The following is a 17,008-nucleotide window of genomic DNA, read 5'->3' as shown; positions in this document are numbered from 1 at the left end:
CATCATTGGGGTCTACCAATCGCCAAACCGGACGTCCCCGCCAACTGGAGTAGAGATAATGAAAAATACCGTAACTGCAATGGCTCTGGCGCTTTCCGCCACCGCCGCTTTCGCCGAAGACAAGGTGACGATTGAGTTCGCCTATCCCTATAGCCACCTGTTTGACGTGACCTACGAGGCGATGATGCCTGCTTTTCAGGCCGCGCACCCGAATATCGAGGTAAAGTTCCGCGCCACGTATGAATCTTATGAGGATGCCACCAATACGGTTCTGCGCGAAGCTGTCGCAGGCAATTTGCCAGACGTCACCATGCAAGGTTTGAACCGTCAGGCACCATTGGTCGACAAAGGCATCGCCCAGTCATTGGCCCCGTTCATTGCGGCGGAGACCAATTTTGAGACAGAAGGCTACCATGAAGCAATGCTATCTCTGTCGACCTTTAATGACGAAGTTTACGGTCTACCGTTCTCGATCTCTCTGCCGGTAGGCTATTACAACATGGACATCCTGCGTGAAGGTGGCATCTCTGAATTGCCAACAACATGGGACGAGGTCATCACAGCCTGCAAAACCATGAAAGCCAATGGCATCGACAACCCAATCTTCTGGGGCTGGAACATCACCGGCAACTGGTTTGTACAGGCCCTATTGTGGAGCCAGGACAAAGCCATCGTCGAAGCAGGCCGCGTGACCATGGACAGCCCAGAGGCACTGGTCGCTCTTGAGCAGATGCAGGAAATCTTCACAGAGTGTGAAATGCAGAATCTTGAATGGAAGGCCGCTTTGTCGTCATTCTCTGCGGGTGATGTTGGTATGATGTTCTGGTCCACTTCAGCCCTCGGCGCGGTTGAACGTAGCCAAGGCGAGTATGAACTTGTCACGGGTCCATTCCCCGGTCTTGACGGTACCCCCAAGGGTCTGCCAGCAGGCGGTAACGCAGCGATGCTGACCTCGACCTCCGAAGATCCTGCCGTGCGCGAAGCGGCTTGGGCTTGGTTGAAGTTCATCACCTCTGGTGAAGGGGCTGCAGAAGTGGCTAAGACCACGGGCTACATGCCACCGAACAAGGCCGCAAACGAGATCATCCTCGCCGATTTCTACGACCAGAACCCTAACAAGCAGACAGCTGTGGACCAGCTTCCGCTGTTGCGCGACTGGCTGGCCTATCCCGGCGATAACGGCTTGGCCATCACGCAGGTGATCTATGACGGGATCGAACGCATCGTCACCGGTGACGCCACCGACATGAAAGAACTGCAGGAAGAACTGGTCGAGGAAATCGCTGACCTGCTGCCGAACGGCTAAACCAACCTCTGGTCGTCCTTGCGGGGGCGGCCAGATTTCTATTCTAAAAAGGTTAAAACCCATGAAGCTTGTGCATATCTCCGACATTCATTTGACGGCTCCCGGTGAACGCATGGGCGGACTGAACCCCCACAAACGTTTCGCCCAAGCGCTCGACGATGTGCGATCCCAGCATAGCGATGCTAAGCGGATCATCATCACTGGTGATTTGACCCATTGGGGCGAACCTGCGGCCTATGCGTCACTTGTTGATGCCCTTAACGATTTGCCCTGCCCTGTGCGTCTGTTGATCGGCAATCACGATGACCGCGCCGCCTTTCTTGCGGCCTTCCCGGACCATCCCAAAGACGCAGCGGGTTTCATCAACTACGCAGAAACGGTCGACGGCACGCGTCTGATTTACCTTGATACAACAGCCCCGCGCACCCATGCTGGCCACTTCTCCGCCGCGCGGCGCGATTGGCTTGAAAATGAATTGAAAGACTGCACCAGCGCGCGCCTGTTCATGCATCACAATGCCATGCCGATTGGCCTGCCTGCCGAAGATAAAATCGCTCTTATTCCCGAAGATCGCGCCCCGTTGGCCAAGCTCTTAAACATCTACCGCGACCGCATCGAGTATATTCATTTTGGCCATGTTCATGCACCCGTACACGGGACGTGGTGCGGCATTCCTTTTGCCAGCGTCCGCTCCACCGGCAATCAATCCTTGCCTGATCTGTCCGAGCAGGAGCTGCTGCAAGGCGCTCCCATGGCCCCGTCTTATGCAGTTATCCTAGCACAGGACACGGGCACCACTATTCATGAGATCCCATTCACTTGGGACGGGCCGGTTTTTAGTTCGGGGACCAATTGGGACGATTGGGCCAAACCCATGGCTGCAGAATGAAATTTATCCATCTCACAGACACCCATGTTACTGGCGACGGGACGCTCTATGGACAAGACCCCGCTGCGCGGCTGCGCGCCGCTGTCGCGTCTATCAATGGGGAACACGGTGATGCGGACTTCGTTGTCCTAACGGGTGATATGACCCATTGGGGTGACGCGGCGGCCTATGCGCGGTTTTCGCGAGAAATCAAAGCGCTCAACATACCCGTACATTTGATGGTCGGAAATCACGACGACACTGCTGCCTTTGGTGCGGCTTTCCCAGAGATACTCCGCGACAAAAACGGTTTTGTGCAAAGTGGTTTTGACACCCCGTTCGGGCGGTTCTTGTTGTTAGACACAAAAGACCTTGAATCGCATGCGGGCGCTTACTGTCCGGCACGCCAAACTTGGTTGGATCGCGAACTGGACCAAACCAGCGGCCCGATCGTCCTGTTCATGCACCACCCGCCATTCAAGACAGGCATAGCCGCAATGGACCAGATCATGTTGCGGGATGCTAAGACGTTCTACGATATCATTGCGCCACACAAAGCCCGTATTCGGCACCTGTTCTTTGGCCATGTGCATCGTGCGATCTTTGGGAGTTGGCGCGGCATAAGCTATTCCTGCATGCGCGGCCTCAATCACCAAGTCGCCCTAGAGCTGAACGGAACCGTCGATCATATTGCGGCAAATTTCGAACCACCGGCCTACGGTGTGGTTATGCTAACCGACGATCAAGTCACGGTTCATTTGCACGATTTTGCCGATCGCTCAGAGCGGTTTTTCCTTTGACGCGACCTTGTAGGCGACGCAGGAACGAACGCCACACGCCAGTCTGCCGGAAAACACCACGCTGGCCGAACTCCCCCCATTCAATGCCTAATAAGCCAAACGCCTTGGATTTATATATTAGAATTGATCGCAGGTGATTGGCACTTTTCCCCTTCCGCCGCCATCTAGCAATCGTGAACCGTACATTGGCGCAGCCGCAGCGAAAGGTCGCGTTGTCCGCAGTCTGTGAGTTAGGGCACGATGCAGCGAACGGCGCTGTTTCCCAGACCGGCCCTTGATGCAGATCGTAGCGAAGGTACCCCAAGAACCCATTTTGCATGATGTCGCACAATGATCGAACCTCGGCAAACCATCGCTGAAAACGGGTATTCTTTTGCTGTGAATATGCCTTATGCGCTAAATGATACTTCGAAAATTCCGGCACCAATTGCAGCGCTTTCTTTTCTGTAACATTGCGAAAAAGGGATTAACCTCGACCGTTATCCATGGCCGAGCGCCTTCAATCTGTGACCGACCTTCACGATAGCCTCAAGTGCAGGCACAAGTTCGCCACCCAGATCGGTCAAGGCGTATTCTACGGATGGAGGCGAGGTCGGCTGCACATTCCGCACCAGCACGCCGCGCTGCTCTAACTCACTCAAGCGTGTAGATAGCACCTTGGCAGAAATCGGCGGAATGTCAGTTCGTAGTTCGTTGAAGCGGCGCGGGCCCGCACGCAGCGACCAGATCACGTTGGCCGCCCATGCACCAGAGATCACAGCCATGCAATGGGTCAGCATGCATGGCGGCGGCAGGCTCGGGCTTTTGTTCTTGCGTACTTTGAGTGCCATGTTCGGTAACCAGGTTTCCATAAGGTAACTCGATATTTAAGTATCTAGGGGAAACCTAGTTGTCAACGGTTAGTCTCTGCGCCATCTCTTTTCCATCAGACCAATCAATTGGAGACGAGACGAATGAGACTTCACTACAAACCCGGCGCATGCTCAATGGCATCCCACATCATCCTGAATGAACTGGGCATCCCGTTTGAGCTCGACAAAACAGACACCGAATTGGGCACGACCGAAGCGGGCCAGGATTTCCGCAAGATCAGCCCGAACGGCTATGTTCCGGCTCTGGTCACCAACGACGGTGATATCATCACGGAAAATCCAGCCGTGCTCCAGTATCTTGCCGATCAAATACCCGATGCCGGGCTTGCGCCATCAAACGGGACGTTGGAGCGCACACGGCTTCAGGAAGCCCTCAACTTCGTATCGTCCGAATTGCATAAATCCTTCAGCCCGTTCTTCTCGGGGGCTGAGCTTAATGACGAGGCCAGAAAGAAAACCGAAGCCGGAGTTGGCCGTCGCGTCGCCCATATCGAACGGAGCCTCGCAGACGGTCGGGCCTTTCTTCTCGGCGATGCCTACACGGTCGTGGATGCTTATGCGTTTGTGGTGCTGAACTGGGCGGGTTTTGTCGGGGTGAGCCTTGGAGCGTGGCCGAAAACGCAAGCTTACGTGGCTCACATCGCGGCCCGTCCGGCCACTGTGAAGGCAATGGTTGCTGAAGGGCTCATCGAGCAGGAGCAGTTGGCATGAGCGAGTTTGCCGCCGTAACCGGCGTGCTGGAGACCTATTTTGATGGTCTCTATCACGCCGACACTGAGAGACTGGCCATGGCGTTTCACCCAAAGGCCATTTACGCAACGGCGGATGAGACACCGCTTCTTCACCGCACGATGGATGAGTATTTCCAAGTGGTGGCAAAACGCGAATCTCCGGCGTCACGTGCAGAGCCTCGGCGCGACGTGATCGAGGCCATAGATTTTGCGGGCGAGAATACCGCCTTTGCCCGTGTTCGCTGTTCTATCGGCGCGCGTGACTTCACCGACTTCCTGACCTTTGTGCGAACCGATGGTGCGTGGCGGATCATGGCCAAGGTATTCCAGATGACCGAACGCGAAACCTGAAAGGTACTGATATGCCATATGTAAACATCAAGGTGACGCGCGAAGGCGTTACTGCCGAACAGAAGGCCGAGTTGATTAGCGGCGTTACAGACTTGTTGGTCCGGGTTCTCGACAAAACCCCGGCGACAACCTTTGTCGTGATTGACGAAGTCGCGCTTGAGGATTGGGGGATCGGCGGCCTGCCGGTCGAACAATACCGGCGCGCAGGGGCTGGGTAATCGAAAAGGCGATCCACACCCCTATTTGTGATCTGTTCGAGATCGAACATCCCGTTCTTCTGGCGCCAATGGCACGCGTCAGCAGTGGGGCACTGGCGGCAGCAGTGAGCCAAGCTGGCGGTTTGGGTCTTGTTGGCGGTCGCTATAGCGACCCCGACTGCCTCGAACGCGAGTTCGACGCTGCAGGCGATGCGCGGATCGGGGTGAGCTGGCTGCGGCACTGGCACTCGGGGCCTAACGGCTCAGGTTTGTCACGCTTCAGGCGCTTCTTTGGCTTGATGTGCAGGGTCAGCTCCAGTTCACAGTAGATCCGATGAACGCGTTTATGCCCTCTCATGCATGTAAACATGCACTGCCGGGTAAGAGTATCCAGCCATACCCCTGAACGTTGCGCAGATACAGAAAACACAGGCCGAAGCCCCAGTTCCGCTTGTTGGTCGTCAAACGTTCCAACCAGTCGGCGATCTCTTCGTTCTCGTCACTTAGGATTGACTCCTTGCGGATCGTGGCTATGACGCGGACTGGTTCCGTAACGATCTGAAAAATATTGAGATTGAGCCGTGCATTCCATCGCGCAAGTCTCGCAAAGTGCGCCATTCCGCACGACAGATCACGTTACAAGCTACGCCACAAAATCGAGAACATGTTTGCCAAGCTCAAGGACTGGCGGCGCATCGCGACCCGCTATGACCGATGCCCAGAACCCTTTCTCTCGGCCATAGCACTCGCTGCAACCGTATTGTTCTGGTTATGAGGCCTGAGCCTCAATGGTGATATATACGTCATGTCTACACTATATCCCGTCGGTCCTTTTCTTTTGAAAATGATGGATTTGCCATGTCTACAAGTGTCGAATGGATTTATCGTCGTCGACAATGCAAATCAGGTAGACAAAAATAATTATTGTTTAGATTAAATATTTTTCTTATGGTTGCGAGGAACGCCTTTGGTTTCTGGCATCGCGGGATCTGCAACCCGATGATATCTCGAAATAAGCAATTCTGGGAGCCTTGTGATCTATAACTTTGATTTGGGGAAACAACGGAATAAATTTTCTAAAAATAGCAGTTGGTACGAAGATCAAACCCGGCTGCTTGAATAAAAAATCACGAACAGAGAGGTTACCATGAAAAAAACATCTAGAATTCTAGCAATCGCAGCGCTGATGTCGTCGGCGGCTATGGTTAATGCTGAAACGCTCCGTTGGGCCCGTGCAGGAGACGCTTTGACGCTTGATCCGCACTCCCAAAACGAGGGTCCAAGTCACACCATGCGTCACCAGATGTATGAGCCGCTGATCATCCGCGACACCGATGGCAATTTTGTTCCAACATTGGCCACAGATTGGGCGCCAAGTGCCGAAAACCCGAATATCTGGGTCTTTAACTTGCGCAAAGGTGTAAAATTCCACGACGGCGCAGACTTGACAGCCGAAGACGTTGTGTTCAGCTTTGAGCGTGCAAAACAGCCCACCTCAGACATGAAAGAGCTGATCGGCTCTATCACTGCGGTGCGTGCAACGGGCGATCACACAATCGAGATTGAGACAGACGGTCCAAACCCGATCCTGCCCTCCAACCTGACAAATCTGTTCATCATGGATAAAGGTTGGACAGAGGCAAACAACACCACCAAAGTTCAGGATTTTGAAGGTGGCGAGATCACTTTTGCGACGACGAATGTTAACGGCACAGGCGCTTACAAACTGGTGAGCCGTGAACCGGACGTAAAAACAGTCATGACCCGCAACGATGACTATTGGGGCCGCGATGAGTTCCCCATGGAAGTCAGCGAGATCATCTATACTCCCATCCAAAACGCCGCGACCCGTGTAGCCGCGTTGTTGTCTGGTGAAGTGAACTTCCTTCAGGACATGCCGGTACAGGATTTGGCTCGTGTTGACAGCGCTGATGGGCTGACGGTTAAGCAAGCACCACAAAACCGCGTTATCTTTTTCGGCATGAACCAAGGTGCCGATGACATCGAAGCGGATAACGTAGACGGTAAAAACCCGCTGGCTGATGTGCGCGTGCGCAAGGCGATGTCGATGGCGATCAACCGCGATGCGATCCGTCAGGTTGTGATGCGTGGTCAGTCAGTGCCCGCAGGAATGATTGCACCGCCTTTCGTGAATGGCTGGACTGCCGAGATGGACGCTGAGAGCAGCACGGACGTTGATGGTGCCAAGGCGCTGATGTCTGAGGCTGGTTATGCCGATGGTTTCTCTATCCGCTTGGATTGTCCCAATGACCGCTACATCAACGATGAGGCGATCTGTCAGGCGGCCGTTGGAATGCTGGGTCAGATTGGTGTCAAAGTGAACCTTGACGCGAAGCCAAAGGCACAGCACTTCCCGCTGATCACAGATGGCAAGACCGACTTCTATATGTTGGGTTGGGGCGTGCCTACCTATGATTCCGAGTACATCTTTAACTTCCTGGTGCATGGCCGCGAAAGCGATATTGGCACATGGAATGGTACAGGTTTTGACAATGACGATCTGGACGCCAAGATTGAATCACTTGCGTCAAACACGGATCTGGATGCGCGTAACGCAGACATCGCCAGCATTTGGCGCACAATCCAAGACGAGCAGCTTTATGTACCAATTCACCACCAAGTGTTGAACTGGGGCATGAGCGATGGTGTTGGAATTGAAGTTGATCCAGAAGATCAGCCAAGGGTCAAATATTTCACGATGAAGTAAATTGATCCAGGTCGCCCGTACCTGTTGCGGGCGACCTTTTCCTTTGCTGGCACGGACATCATAGGCGCGCTGTCTCTCTGTAAATGATCTGTAAAACTGCTATGTAGCCCTTGCGCTGCATGGGCACAGAAAGCTTCAAGATGCTGCATTTTATCTTCAAACGTGTTTTGCAGTCCCTGCTGGTGCTGTTGGTCACTGGTGCCATTGCATTCTCGATGTTCACCTTTGTAGGCGATCCTGTCGAAAATATGCTGGGTCAGGAACGCACGATGGAAGACGTCGAGCGTTTGCGAAGCCAACTGGGTCTGGATAAATCGGTGCCGGTTCAATATTTCCGGTTTCTGACCGAAGCAGTCCAAGGCAATTTTGGAGTTAGCTACCGTCAGGGTCGGCAAGTGTCTGTGATCCTGATGGAGCGCGCGCCCGCAACGCTGGAGCTGGCCGCCCTATCGGCCCTGTTTGCCGTGGCTTTGGGGATTGTACTGGGCGTGTTCACCGCCATTCGCCGCGACGGGTTTGCCGCGAATTTCATTATGTCGACCTCGCTGATTGGGGTGTCTCTGCCTACATTTTTGATTGGTATCTTGCTGATCTACCTGTTTTCCGTGACCTTAGGGTGGTTGCCCAGCTTTGGCCGTGGCGATGTTGTACACATCGGGTCGTGGACGACTGGCTTCTTGACTGAATCGGGCCTTAAGGCGCTGATCTTGCCTTCGATAACTTTAGGTCTGTATCAGATGACGCTGATCATGCGGCTTGTCCGTTCCGAGATGCTTGAGGTGTTGCGTCAAGACTATATCCGTTTTGCCCGCGCCCGAGGCTTGAGCGACCGTGTCATCAACTTTCGCCACGCCCTCAAGAATACCATGGTGCCAGTCATTACGGTGATCGGTTTGCAACTGGGGGCCATCATCGCCTTTGCCATTATCACCGAGACTGTTTTTCAATGGCCCGGTTTGGGTCTGCTGTTTATCAATGCAATCCAGTTTGTCGATATCCCGATCATGGCTGCCTATCTGATGATGATCTCTGTGATGTTCGTCGTGATCAATCTGTTTGTTGATATTCTCTATGCCTTCATCGACCCTCGTTTAAGGACTGCTGCAAAGTGACCGATCAACCCAACGCGGCTCAAAGTAGCCTGCCTCCTGCCGCTCCTTCACAACTGCGCCGCGCGATGGACAGTGATCTGTTCTATGCCTTTCGCCGCTCGCCTGTGGCTATGGTTTCCGCGATGGGTGCGGCCCTGCTCATTCTGTCTTCGGTCTTGGCACCCTTCATCGCGCCTACCAACCCATTTGATCCCGCATCATTAAACCTGATGAACGGCTTCACACCGCCTATGACCCCCAACGCCTTTACCGGCGAGAGTTTTTTGCTGGGCACAGACGATCAAGGCCGCGATGTGTTTTCCACCATCCTTTATGGCATGCGAATTTCACTATTTGTAGGATTTTCAGCCGTGTTGTTTGCGGTGGTTTTGGGCATCTTTTTGGGCTTGCTCGCCGGATACTTTGGTGGCTGGATCGACAGTCTGATCATGCGGATCGCTGACGTGCAGCTGACATTTCCGTCGATCCTTGTAGCGATGCTGATCTTTGGCGTGGCCAAGGGGATCACCCCGATTGAGCATCGCGATCAAATGGCGATCTGGGTGCTGATCCTCGCCATTGGCCTGAGTGATTGGGTACAATTTGCAAGGGTCGTGCGCGGGGCTACGCTGGTTGAAAAGAACAAAGACTATGTATCCGCAGCACGTCTGATCGGGCGTCGGCCCTCGGCCATTATGATGCGCCACATATTGCCCAACATACTGTCGCCGGTGCTGGTAATCGCCACCATTTCGCTTGCCTTGGCAATTATTGCGGAGGCCACGCTTAGCTTTCTGGGTGTCGGCGCACCACCGACGCAACCGTCATTGGGGACTTTGATCCGTGTCGGCCAAGGTTATCTGTTTTCGGGTGAATGGTGGATCTTGTTTTTCCCTGCCTGCACCCTGCTGGCACTGGCATTGAGCGTGAACATGCTGGGTGATTGGCTGCGTGATGCACTGAACCCGAGGCTGAAATGACCGAACCTGTACTGTCCATCCGTAACCTTACTGTCGAAATTCCGACCCGCCACGGGCTGATCAAACCGGTTGAGAACGTGACCTATGACATTCGCCCCGGTGAAATCCGCGGCGTTGTGGGCGAAAGCGGTGCAGGTAAGTCGATGACCGGCAATGCGGTGATTGGCCTGCTGGATGACCCTGCGCGTATCGCATCAGGTGAAATCTGGCTTAAAGGCCGCCGCATCGACAACCTGAACATGGACGAAAAGCGCGCTATTCGCGGCCACGAAATTGGCATGATCTTTCAAGACCCGCTAACCTCGCTTAACCCGCTATTCACCATTGGTGAACAGCTTGTTGAAACCATCCAACTGCATCTTAAGGTATCTGCCAGTGAAGCACGCGCACGTGCGTTGAGCTTACTGGACCGCGTATCAATCCCCGACCCGACCACACGTTTTGACCAATATCCACATCAGTTCTCAGGTGGTATGCGGCAGCGCGTCGTCATCGCGCTTGCTCTATGTTCCGAACCGTCTGTCATCGTGGCGGACGAACCGACGACAGCGCTTGATGTTTCTATTCAGGCGCAGGTGTTGGACTTGATCAAAGAACTTGCACGCGAGACGCAGGTGGGTGTGATCCTTGTAACTCACGACATGGGGGTGATTGCAGACACCACAGAACAAGTGACGGTTATGTACTCTGGCAAGGTGGTGGAAAGCGGCACTACGGATCAGGTGTTAGGCGCACCCGCACACTCGTACACCAAATCGCTAATCTCTGCTGTGCCACGCCCGATGGTCAAACTACACCGCTTTCCGCAGGTCAGCTACGGCGACCGAGACACGAAGTTTGAAATTGAAGATCTTGCGCGAAATTGGGAAAAGTCTGAATTGTCCAAGTCGGGCAAGCTGCTTGAAGTCAAAGGTATCACCAAGAATTTCCTTGAAAAGTCCGCTATCCTGCCCTCGCGCCGCAAATATTTTACTGCCGCCGATGAGGTCTCTTTCGACATTAAGGATGGTGAAGTATTCGGCCTCGTTGGCGAAAGCGGATCTGGCAAATCTACTGTGGCCCGAATGATCGGCACACTCCTGCCTGTTGATGACGGTCAAGTCTATTTTGATGGCGAAGACGTTACAGCAATGTCGTCGGAGCAATTGGCAAACTACCGCAAGCAAATCCAGATGATTTTTCAAGATCCGTTTTCAAGCTTGAATCCGCGTATGAAGGTGGAAAGCATCGTCGCCGAGCCGCTGCTACACCACAAATTACTACCCCGGGATCAAGTAAGCAATCGGGTGCATGAACTATTGGACCGTGTAGGGCTGACCCGCGCGGCAGCGTCCAAATATCCGCATGAATTTTCGGGGGGCCAGCGCCAGCGCATCTCAATTGCCCGCGCCTTGGCCACACAGCCACGGTTTTTAATCTGTGACGAGCCGACAAGTGCTTTGGACGTTTCAATTCAAGCGCAGATCCTGAACATTCTCAAAGATCTACAGGAACACTTAGGTTTGACGATGCTATTTATCAGCCACGACTTACCAGTGGTGCGCCAAATGTGTGACCGTGTTGGCGTTATGAAACAAGGAAAATTGATCGAAGTGCAGGACACCGAAACTTTGTTCACCAACCCGCAACAAGACTATACAGCCCAGCTGCTTGACCTCATGCCGCGGTTGTCCCAATTGTCCGGGTAAAGGGGTACGTCTTTTGCATATTCGCCCTTTCGACTACACAATGCCACATAACTTTGAAGACTGGGCTGTGATATGACAGGTAATGAAAAGATCGAGCCAGCCAAACTGGGGCAACTCATTCGTAAATGCCGTCAACGGCGGAATTTGACGCTCAAAGAGCTGTGCGAGAAAGCGGGCATGTCTGTGGGCTATTTATCTCAGGTCGAGCGGGGCAATGCGACCCCGTCTCTTGGAACTCTAGCGCAGATTTCTCATGCATTGGACCTCGGCCTAGACTATTTTGTCGCGCGACCAAAACCAGGAGATTCCGTATCCTATGCCAAGCAGCGGCCCAAGTTCTCGATCTCCGACACAGGCGTCTCCTATGAGGCCTTAAGCTCCGAGTTTCCCGGTCACGAACTTTCGGCTTTTATCATGAATTGCCCGCCAAATTTTCAATCTGAAACGTTTCAGCACGAAGGCGAAGAGTTCATTTATATTCTCAGCGGATCCATCGAAAAGACATTGGATGGAGAGGCATTTACGCTGCGCGAAGGTGACAGTCTGCACTACAACGGCATGATCCCGCATTCGTGGAGGACGTTGGGCGAGACACCGGCGCATATGCTGTGGACCGGAACGCTGGTTGTGCTGCAAGGCGCTTCAAAAAACCGGCTGCCAGGCCAAAGCGGCTGAGGTTTACACACTCTGTCATTCTGGAGGTTTCTTATGGCTGATATTGCAGGAAACAGACTGGCGCGCTTACGTCAACGGATGACCGATACGAAAACGGATCTTGTCGCTCTTGGTCCTAGCAGCCACATGCAGTGGTTGCTAGGGTTGACACCACATGGGGATGAACGCCCGGTTATGGCGCTGGTGACTGCCGACCATATTGGTGTGTTAATGCCGCAGCTCAACGCAGATGCATCCCGCATACAATGCCCCGACGTCCCCTTTTTCGTCTGGAGGGATGCGGACGGACCGCATGCTGCTTTGACAGATCTTTTGAAGACGATCAACGCTACGGATGCTGGTCTAAATATCGTGCTGGATGAAATGATGCGAGCCGATTTCGTGTTTCTTTTGTTAGATCAACTCAAGAACCCAACACATCGGTTTACGGCAGACACCGTAGGTGCTTTGCGTGCCGAAAAAGACGCCGAAGAACACAAGCTGCTGCGCGAAAGTGCGCTGTTGAACGACGCGGCGTTTAAGGTGGCGTTTGACGCTATTCACAGCGGCATGTCCGAGAGGGATCTGCGCGACATCCTTGTTGGGCACTACAAAGCCAATGGAGCCGAAATCGCATTTTGCACAGTAGCTTTTGGTGCAAACAGTGCTTTCCCGCATCACCACACAGGGTCCAGCACGCTGCGACCAGAGATGCCCGTATTGATCGACGCGGGATGTCGTTTAAACGGATACCCTTCGGATATGACACGATGTGCATGGTACGGTTCCAAACCTAGTTCACAATTTTTGCAAGTTGCGGGGATTGTCGAACAAGCTGTTCAGGCCGCCAAAGCCGCCGCCCTGCCCGGTGCTTTGTGCAGCGATATTGATCACGCTGCCCGCAAGGTGATCACAGATGCCGGATTTGGCCCGGAGTTTTTACACCGGACAGGGCATGGTTTAGGTATTGATGTGCATGAACCGCCCTACATTGCCGCGAATTTCAAGCAACCGCTGGTGGCAGGCAACGTCTTTTCCATCGAACCGGGTATCTATCTGAAAGACACATTCGGCATTCGCCTCGAAGACATTGTGTATCAACATCCCGACGGTGCCGAAGTTCTGTCGGGTATGGACCGCACGATACCGCAGCTTCGTGTCAAAGACTGAACGGCGGGATGCATATGTCCAAGCCACAGGTTTTGCCTTCCTCAGGCGGGTGCAGATTCTGCTTGTTTCATGGCATAGCAGCCTTTGATCGGTGCAGATGCAGAAATACACCCGGTTCCATTGCCCGGACGCGGCCCGCGTCGGGATGATCCGCCGGAGAGCAATTTTGAAAAGCTGTGTGACCGGGTTTTTTCAGAAATTAGAAGCCCTGCACATGAGCCTTTCTACTGTATGGGGTCCAGCATGGGCGGCTGGATGGCCTATGAAATTGCGCTGAGGTTTGAACATATCGGCGTGTTGCCCAGCGGGCTCATTATGCTTAGCTCCCCGATGCCGAATGCACGACAACAGCTGCCCGAACTGGACAACCCCGAAACCGGGGTTGCCGACATCATCGGGATAAATCCGATCTTTGAAGAGGTTATGCAATATCCGGAACTATTAGAATTGATCCTGCCGAGCATGCAGGCAGATTTTCGAATGTGTAATGCTTACGAGCCTTCGGCCGGGAACATGGTGAACATCCCAATTCTGGGACTTGCCGGAATCGACGATCCGTTGGTCACGCCAGATGCAACGCTTGGCTGGGAGGCTCTGACCACAGCAGTTTTTGATCTGACCGTTGTGTCGGGGGCACACGACCTGCATGAACGACCGACAGCTGCGATGGTCGATCGGGTATCCTCATTTCTGGCGGCACCACATGGTTCAATGGTCGAAAGGGATGTCTGTTCTTGGCACCATCAAGCAACCGCTGAGTAACGAGCTCGCGCGCGGCCATGCCGTGGTTTTCAGGCTTGGTTGATTGCTGTTGAAGATCTCCGGCGTGCCGTGCTTGGCCAAAGCCTCTTTCAGGGCCTCTATACAAAAATCCGCGTCCATACTGTTTGACAGCCGCCAGGTCAGCAGGTTGCGGCTGTGCCAATCCATGATCGCCAAGAGGTAGAGGAACCCACGGCGCATTAGGCCCGTTGCCTCCCTCAACTGCTGCTGGTCCGGGCTCTAGGTAAAGCTAGTTGTGATGGCGGTATAGGGACAAGAGCGGCCATCCCGCACGAAGCCGTTTCTGTGAACTTTCTGTGTCCTTCCTAGCTCAGAAGGCCAAAGTGGCCCGCCGTAAGCTCATTCACGTCCACCCCGATCAACGTAACGCTGTCATCCGCATCAAGCTGGATCAGTGCATCAGCGCCAACATTCGAAGATGCAGCCATGATTGCCTCGAAATCGGCAAAGCCGAAGTCCTGAATGTTCAGGAAATCACCACCTGAGACGTCGAAGTCCACGATCACATCAGCACCCGATCCGTTCACAAATACAAATTGATCCGCGTGATCGCCACCGTTCAAAGTATCGTTCCCGGCCAAACCGTTGAGGATATCCTCTCCGATGGACCCGTTCAGAAAATCGTCAGCGTTGGTGCCCATCACTACATCGTTGCCCGACAAAGCGGCATCCGCACCCGCTTGCTGCAGATCACCGGCGTATCGCAAGGTGTCAATATCCGTGTTCCAGTTGACATCGCCCAGGATGCCCCCCCCAGTCAGGTTTGAAAAATCAAGCCGCATGGTGGTATACAGGTCGCCCTCAGCAGGGCTTCCAACCAGATTTACAATTCCGGAATAGGACGCCGTGATATTGCCCCCAAGATCGCCGAGCGGGTCCTGAAACTCGAAAGTATACCCAAAGCTGCTGCCCTGCGTCGATCCGCCCAGAGGGTCGTCATCCAAATTGACCGTTGTGTCAAAGACTGAGCTGGCCGGCGCAAGGTTGAATTCAAGCGAGGCCAGATGTTTGCTCACCGACAGTTCATGGTGGCTCCAGCCGTAGAACATATTGATGTCATCGCCTGTCGCCCCTCCCGTGGTGTAAGGATCCAAGGCGGCCCAAGTCAGATGTTCAACCGTACCATCGGCATAGGTCGCTGTGATCAAAGCCCCATCCAAATCCACGCCCCGCGAAGAGGTGTCGTCGCGAATACCGTGGATGGTTTCTTTTGCGTTATTGGCGAGCCGAACAACATCAATCACTGGATCAACCGGGTCTACAGGGTCAACTGGGTCTACCGGATCAACGGGATCGACAGGGCCAACCGGACCATTGCCGTCCGCATTTCGCCAAATCAAATCTGTTTCCGTGACAACCAGTTCAATATCCGTACTGCTGACCTGGGTGCCATTGCTGTCCGTGCCAATGACGGTCATTTCATAGATGTGGTCACGATCCCAATCCCAAACATCTGCATAGGACGGGGTGAACCATGACGGATAGCTGACTTCGCCGGTTTCCGCGTCTACGAGGAACAAATCCGCGTCATGCCCGTCCAGAGTGTAGATAATCGCGCCATCCGGATCGACGGGATCAACCGGGTCTATCGGATCGACTGGATCAACAGGGTCTACCGGATCGATGGGGTCAACTGGATCAACCGGATCAGTGCCCTCCGTTCCCCGCCAAATCAAATCTGTTTCCGTGACAACCAGTTCAACATCCCTACGGCTGACTTCTGTGCCATTGCTGTCCGTGCCGATGACAGTCATTTCATAGATGTGATCACGATCCCAGTCCCACACATCTGCATAGGATGGGGTGAACCATGACGGGTAGCTGACTTCGCCGGTTTCCGCGTCTACGAGGAACAAATCCGCGTCATGCCCGTCCAGAGTGTAGATAATCGCGCCAACCGGATCGACGGGATCAACCGGGTCGACTGGCTCAACAGGATCGACGGGATCTACAGGGTCGACTGGTTCTACCGGATCAGTGCCGTCCGCATTTCGCCAGAACGACCCTGTTTCTGTAACAACCAGCTCAAGACCATGACGGACAACGATCGTTCCTGCGCTATCTCTACCGATCACTTCCATCTCATAGATATGGTCCCGGTCCCAATCCCAGACATCTGTATAGGATGGGGTGAACCATGATGGATAGCTGACCTCACCGGTTTCCGCGTCGAATTGGAACAAGCTCACATCTTCGCCGACCAGTGAATAGGTCAATGTATCGAGCAAATTGATAATCGGCATAATGATACCCGTCTAAAGAATGCCGCATTCTTGTGCGCCTGTTGCCTCTCTGGCGCTAGAAAAAAACAACGTTTGAGCTGCGAAGATTCTTATCTGTAAATTTTTCCCATATATAACAATAGAATACCTGATTTACCGAAATTTTGCTATTGTTTGATCGCACGCATTAGACGCGACCTGAGGTTGGGATTGTTTCGCTGCAGGCAAACCAGGCCGAGCGAATCACCACGGCAGGCCTGACCCTAGGCTGGCAAGGTCAAGCTGAGCTTCGTCGTCAGATAACCGCAGCATAAGTATCTGACACAGCCCCTCGGCATAGAAGGTTCCGCATTGACCAAGAGGCAGACGATACATGGTCCGAAATCCAATTGAACAAATGTGACTTATGTTCACTGGGCTCTTCGATCCTAGACGCTCGGTCAATGTTAGATTGAGCTAAAGCCGTCGGCCAAATGAACCAGACCTTCGCCTGGGGCGCAGCACCGGCCAATAAGGGATCGGTGCGGATATTCTGGATACCGTGCCTGCTATTGCTCTGTCGCTCCT

15 protein-coding genes and 3 pseudogenes are annotated in these 17,008 nt (G+C 53.6%); 14 read left to right on the top strand and 4 right to left on the bottom strand.

Annotation, left to right across the window (positions count from 1 at the left end):
* The first annotated feature begins 58 nt into the window (after window positions 1-58).
* The 3 genes from HKX44_RS16270 (at window position 59) to HKX44_RS16260 (ending at window position 2,974) form a co-directional block, all read left to right on the top strand.
* Window positions 59-1,306: an ABC transporter substrate-binding protein gene (locus HKX44_RS16270; protein WP_276152423.1), complete on the top strand. Its 1,248-nt coding sequence runs from the start codon at window positions 59-61 to the stop codon at window positions 1,304-1,306.
* A gap of 61 nt (window positions 1,307-1,367) precedes the next feature.
* Window positions 1,368-2,195, top strand: a complete 828-nt coding sequence (locus tag HKX44_RS16265; RefSeq protein ID WP_276152422.1) for a phosphodiesterase — start codon at window positions 1,368-1,370, stop codon at window positions 2,193-2,195.
* On the top strand, window positions 2,192-2,974 hold the full coding sequence (locus HKX44_RS16260) for a phosphodiesterase (RefSeq protein ID WP_276152421.1): 783 nt from the start codon (window positions 2,192-2,194) through the stop codon (window positions 2,972-2,974). The genes HKX44_RS16265 and HKX44_RS16260 overlap by 4 nt, the downstream gene beginning before the upstream one ends.
* 479 nt (window positions 2,975-3,453) lie before the next feature.
* Here HKX44_RS16260 and HKX44_RS16255 read toward each other — a convergent pair whose 3' ends face one another.
* Window positions 3,454-3,804 carry a helix-turn-helix domain-containing protein gene (locus tag HKX44_RS16255; RefSeq protein WP_276152420.1) on the bottom strand — a complete coding sequence of 117 codons (351 nt, stop codon included), beginning with the start codon at window positions 3,802-3,804 and terminating at the stop codon, window positions 3,454-3,456.
* A gap of 123 nt (window positions 3,805-3,927) precedes the next feature.
* Between HKX44_RS16255 and HKX44_RS16250 the strand changes: the two genes are divergently transcribed.
* Genes HKX44_RS16250 through HKX44_RS16240 form a run of 3 tightly spaced genes read left to right on the top strand, consistent with a single transcriptional unit; the run spans window position 3,928 to window position 5,146 of the window.
* Entirely contained in the window at window positions 3,928-4,557 is a 630-nt protein-coding gene (locus HKX44_RS16250; RefSeq protein WP_276152419.1) for a glutathione binding-like protein, read from the top strand.
* A complete protein-coding gene (locus HKX44_RS16245; RefSeq protein WP_276152418.1) occupies window positions 4,554-4,928 on the top strand; it encodes a nuclear transport factor 2 family protein in 375 nt (124 codons plus the stop codon). The genes HKX44_RS16250 and HKX44_RS16245 overlap by 4 nt, the downstream gene beginning before the upstream one ends.
* Before the next feature lie 11 nt (window positions 4,929-4,939).
* Window positions 4,940-5,146, top strand: coding sequence for a 4-oxalocrotonate tautomerase family protein (locus tag HKX44_RS16240; RefSeq protein ID WP_276152417.1), 207 nt, complete (start codon window positions 4,940-4,942; stop codon window positions 5,144-5,146).
* 235 nt (window positions 5,147-5,381) lie between these two features.
* Here HKX44_RS16240 and HKX44_RS16235 read toward each other — a convergent pair.
* Window positions 5,382-5,635: pseudogene (locus HKX44_RS16235) on the bottom strand (hypothetical protein); the annotation flags it as partial.
* Here HKX44_RS16235 and HKX44_RS16230 point away from each other — a divergent pair.
* The 8 genes and pseudogenes from HKX44_RS16230 to HKX44_RS16195 all read left to right on the top strand — a co-directional run.
* Window positions 5,633-5,900, top strand: a pseudogene (locus HKX44_RS16230) (transposase); the annotation flags it as partial. The pseudogenes HKX44_RS16235 and HKX44_RS16230 sit on opposite strands and share 3 nt — an antisense overlap.
* Window positions 5,901-6,272: 372 nt before the next feature.
* On the top strand, window positions 6,273-7,853 hold the full coding sequence (locus tag HKX44_RS16225; protein WP_276152416.1) for an ABC transporter substrate-binding protein: 1,581 nt from the start codon (window positions 6,273-6,275) through the stop codon (window positions 7,851-7,853).
* A 140-nt stretch (window positions 7,854-7,993) separates the two neighbouring features.
* A complete protein-coding gene (locus tag HKX44_RS16220; protein ID WP_276152467.1) occupies window positions 7,994-8,965 on the top strand; it encodes an ABC transporter permease in 972 nt (323 codons plus the stop codon).
* Between the two features lie 65 nt (window positions 8,966-9,030).
* Window positions 9,031-9,924, top strand: coding sequence for an ABC transporter permease (locus tag HKX44_RS16215; RefSeq protein ID WP_276152466.1), 894 nt, complete (start codon window positions 9,031-9,033; stop codon window positions 9,922-9,924).
* Window positions 9,921-11,612 (top strand): ABC transporter ATP-binding protein, encoded by a 1,692-nt coding sequence (locus tag HKX44_RS16210; protein WP_276152415.1) that lies wholly within the window; start codon window positions 9,921-9,923, stop codon window positions 11,610-11,612. Before HKX44_RS16215 ends, HKX44_RS16210 begins: the two co-directional genes overlap by 4 nt.
* A gap of 72 nt (window positions 11,613-11,684) precedes the next feature.
* Entirely contained in the window at window positions 11,685-12,287 is a 603-nt protein-coding gene (locus HKX44_RS16205) for an XRE family transcriptional regulator (RefSeq protein WP_276152414.1), read from the top strand.
* Between the two features lie 33 nt (window positions 12,288-12,320).
* Window positions 12,321-13,436 carry a Xaa-Pro peptidase family protein gene (locus tag HKX44_RS16200; RefSeq protein ID WP_276152413.1) on the top strand — a complete coding sequence of 372 codons (1,116 nt, stop codon included), beginning with the start codon at window positions 12,321-12,323 and terminating at the stop codon, window positions 13,434-13,436.
* Between the two features lie 84 nt (window positions 13,437-13,520).
* Complete coding sequence (locus HKX44_RS16195) at window positions 13,521-14,198, top strand: alpha/beta fold hydrolase (RefSeq protein WP_276152412.1); 678 nt, start codon at window positions 13,521-13,523, stop codon at window positions 14,196-14,198.
* Window positions 14,199-14,237: 39 nt separating this feature from the next.
* On the opposite strand, the pseudogene HKX44_RS16190 reads toward HKX44_RS16195, so the two are convergent.
* Both HKX44_RS16190 and HKX44_RS16185 read right to left on the bottom strand, forming a co-directional pair.
* Window positions 14,238-14,399, bottom strand: a pseudogene (locus HKX44_RS16190) (DDE-type integrase/transposase/recombinase); the annotation flags it as partial.
* 125 nt (window positions 14,400-14,524) lie between these two features.
* Complete coding sequence (locus HKX44_RS16185) at window positions 14,525-16,462, bottom strand: hypothetical protein (protein WP_276152411.1); 1,938 nt, start codon at window positions 16,460-16,462, stop codon at window positions 14,525-14,527.
* Between the last annotated feature and the right edge of the window lie 546 nt (window positions 16,463-17,008).

This window comes from Sulfitobacter sp. M05 (assembly GCF_029285175.1).
GTDB lineage: Bacteria > Pseudomonadota > Alphaproteobacteria > Rhodobacterales > Rhodobacteraceae > Sulfitobacter.
This window is presented reverse-complemented; position numbering and strand designations above follow the sequence as displayed.

Bases quoted from the DNA above. Each gene is read 5' to 3' on its own strand.
- HKX44_RS16260 (WP_276152421.1), top strand. From the start codon at position 2,192: ATGAAATTTATCCATCTCACAGACACCCATGTTACTGGCGACGGGACG.
- HKX44_RS16225 (WP_276152416.1), top strand. From the start codon at position 6,273: ATGAAAAAAACATCTAGAATTCTAGCAATCGCAGCGCTGATGTCGTCG.
- HKX44_RS16245 (WP_276152418.1), top strand. From the start codon at position 4,554: ATGAGCGAGTTTGCCGCCGTAACCGGCGTGCTGGAGACCTATTTTGAT.
- HKX44_RS16255 (WP_276152420.1), bottom strand. From the start codon at position 3,804: ATGGCACTCAAAGTACGCAAGAACAAAAGCCCGAGCCTGCCGCCGCCA.
- HKX44_RS16185 (WP_276152411.1), bottom strand. From the start codon at position 16,462: ATGCCGATTATCAATTTGCTCGATACATTGACCTATTCACTGGTCGGC.
- HKX44_RS16205 (WP_276152414.1), top strand. From the start codon at position 11,685: ATGACAGGTAATGAAAAGATCGAGCCAGCCAAACTGGGGCAACTCATT.
- HKX44_RS16220 (WP_276152467.1), top strand. From the start codon at position 7,994: ATGCTGCATTTTATCTTCAAACGTGTTTTGCAGTCCCTGCTGGTGCTG.
- HKX44_RS16250 (WP_276152419.1), top strand. From the start codon at position 3,928: ATGAGACTTCACTACAAACCCGGCGCATGCTCAATGGCATCCCACATC.
- HKX44_RS16215 (WP_276152466.1), top strand. From the start codon at position 9,031: ATGGACAGTGATCTGTTCTATGCCTTTCGCCGCTCGCCTGTGGCTATG.
- HKX44_RS16265 (WP_276152422.1), top strand. From the start codon at position 1,368: ATGAAGCTTGTGCATATCTCCGACATTCATTTGACGGCTCCCGGTGAA.
- HKX44_RS16200 (WP_276152413.1), top strand. From the start codon at position 12,321: ATGGCTGATATTGCAGGAAACAGACTGGCGCGCTTACGTCAACGGATG.
- HKX44_RS16210 (WP_276152415.1), top strand. From the start codon at position 9,921: ATGACCGAACCTGTACTGTCCATCCGTAACCTTACTGTCGAAATTCCG.
- HKX44_RS16270 (WP_276152423.1), top strand. From the start codon at position 59: ATGAAAAATACCGTAACTGCAATGGCTCTGGCGCTTTCCGCCACCGCC.
- HKX44_RS16240 (WP_276152417.1), top strand. From the start codon at position 4,940: ATGCCATATGTAAACATCAAGGTGACGCGCGAAGGCGTTACTGCCGAA.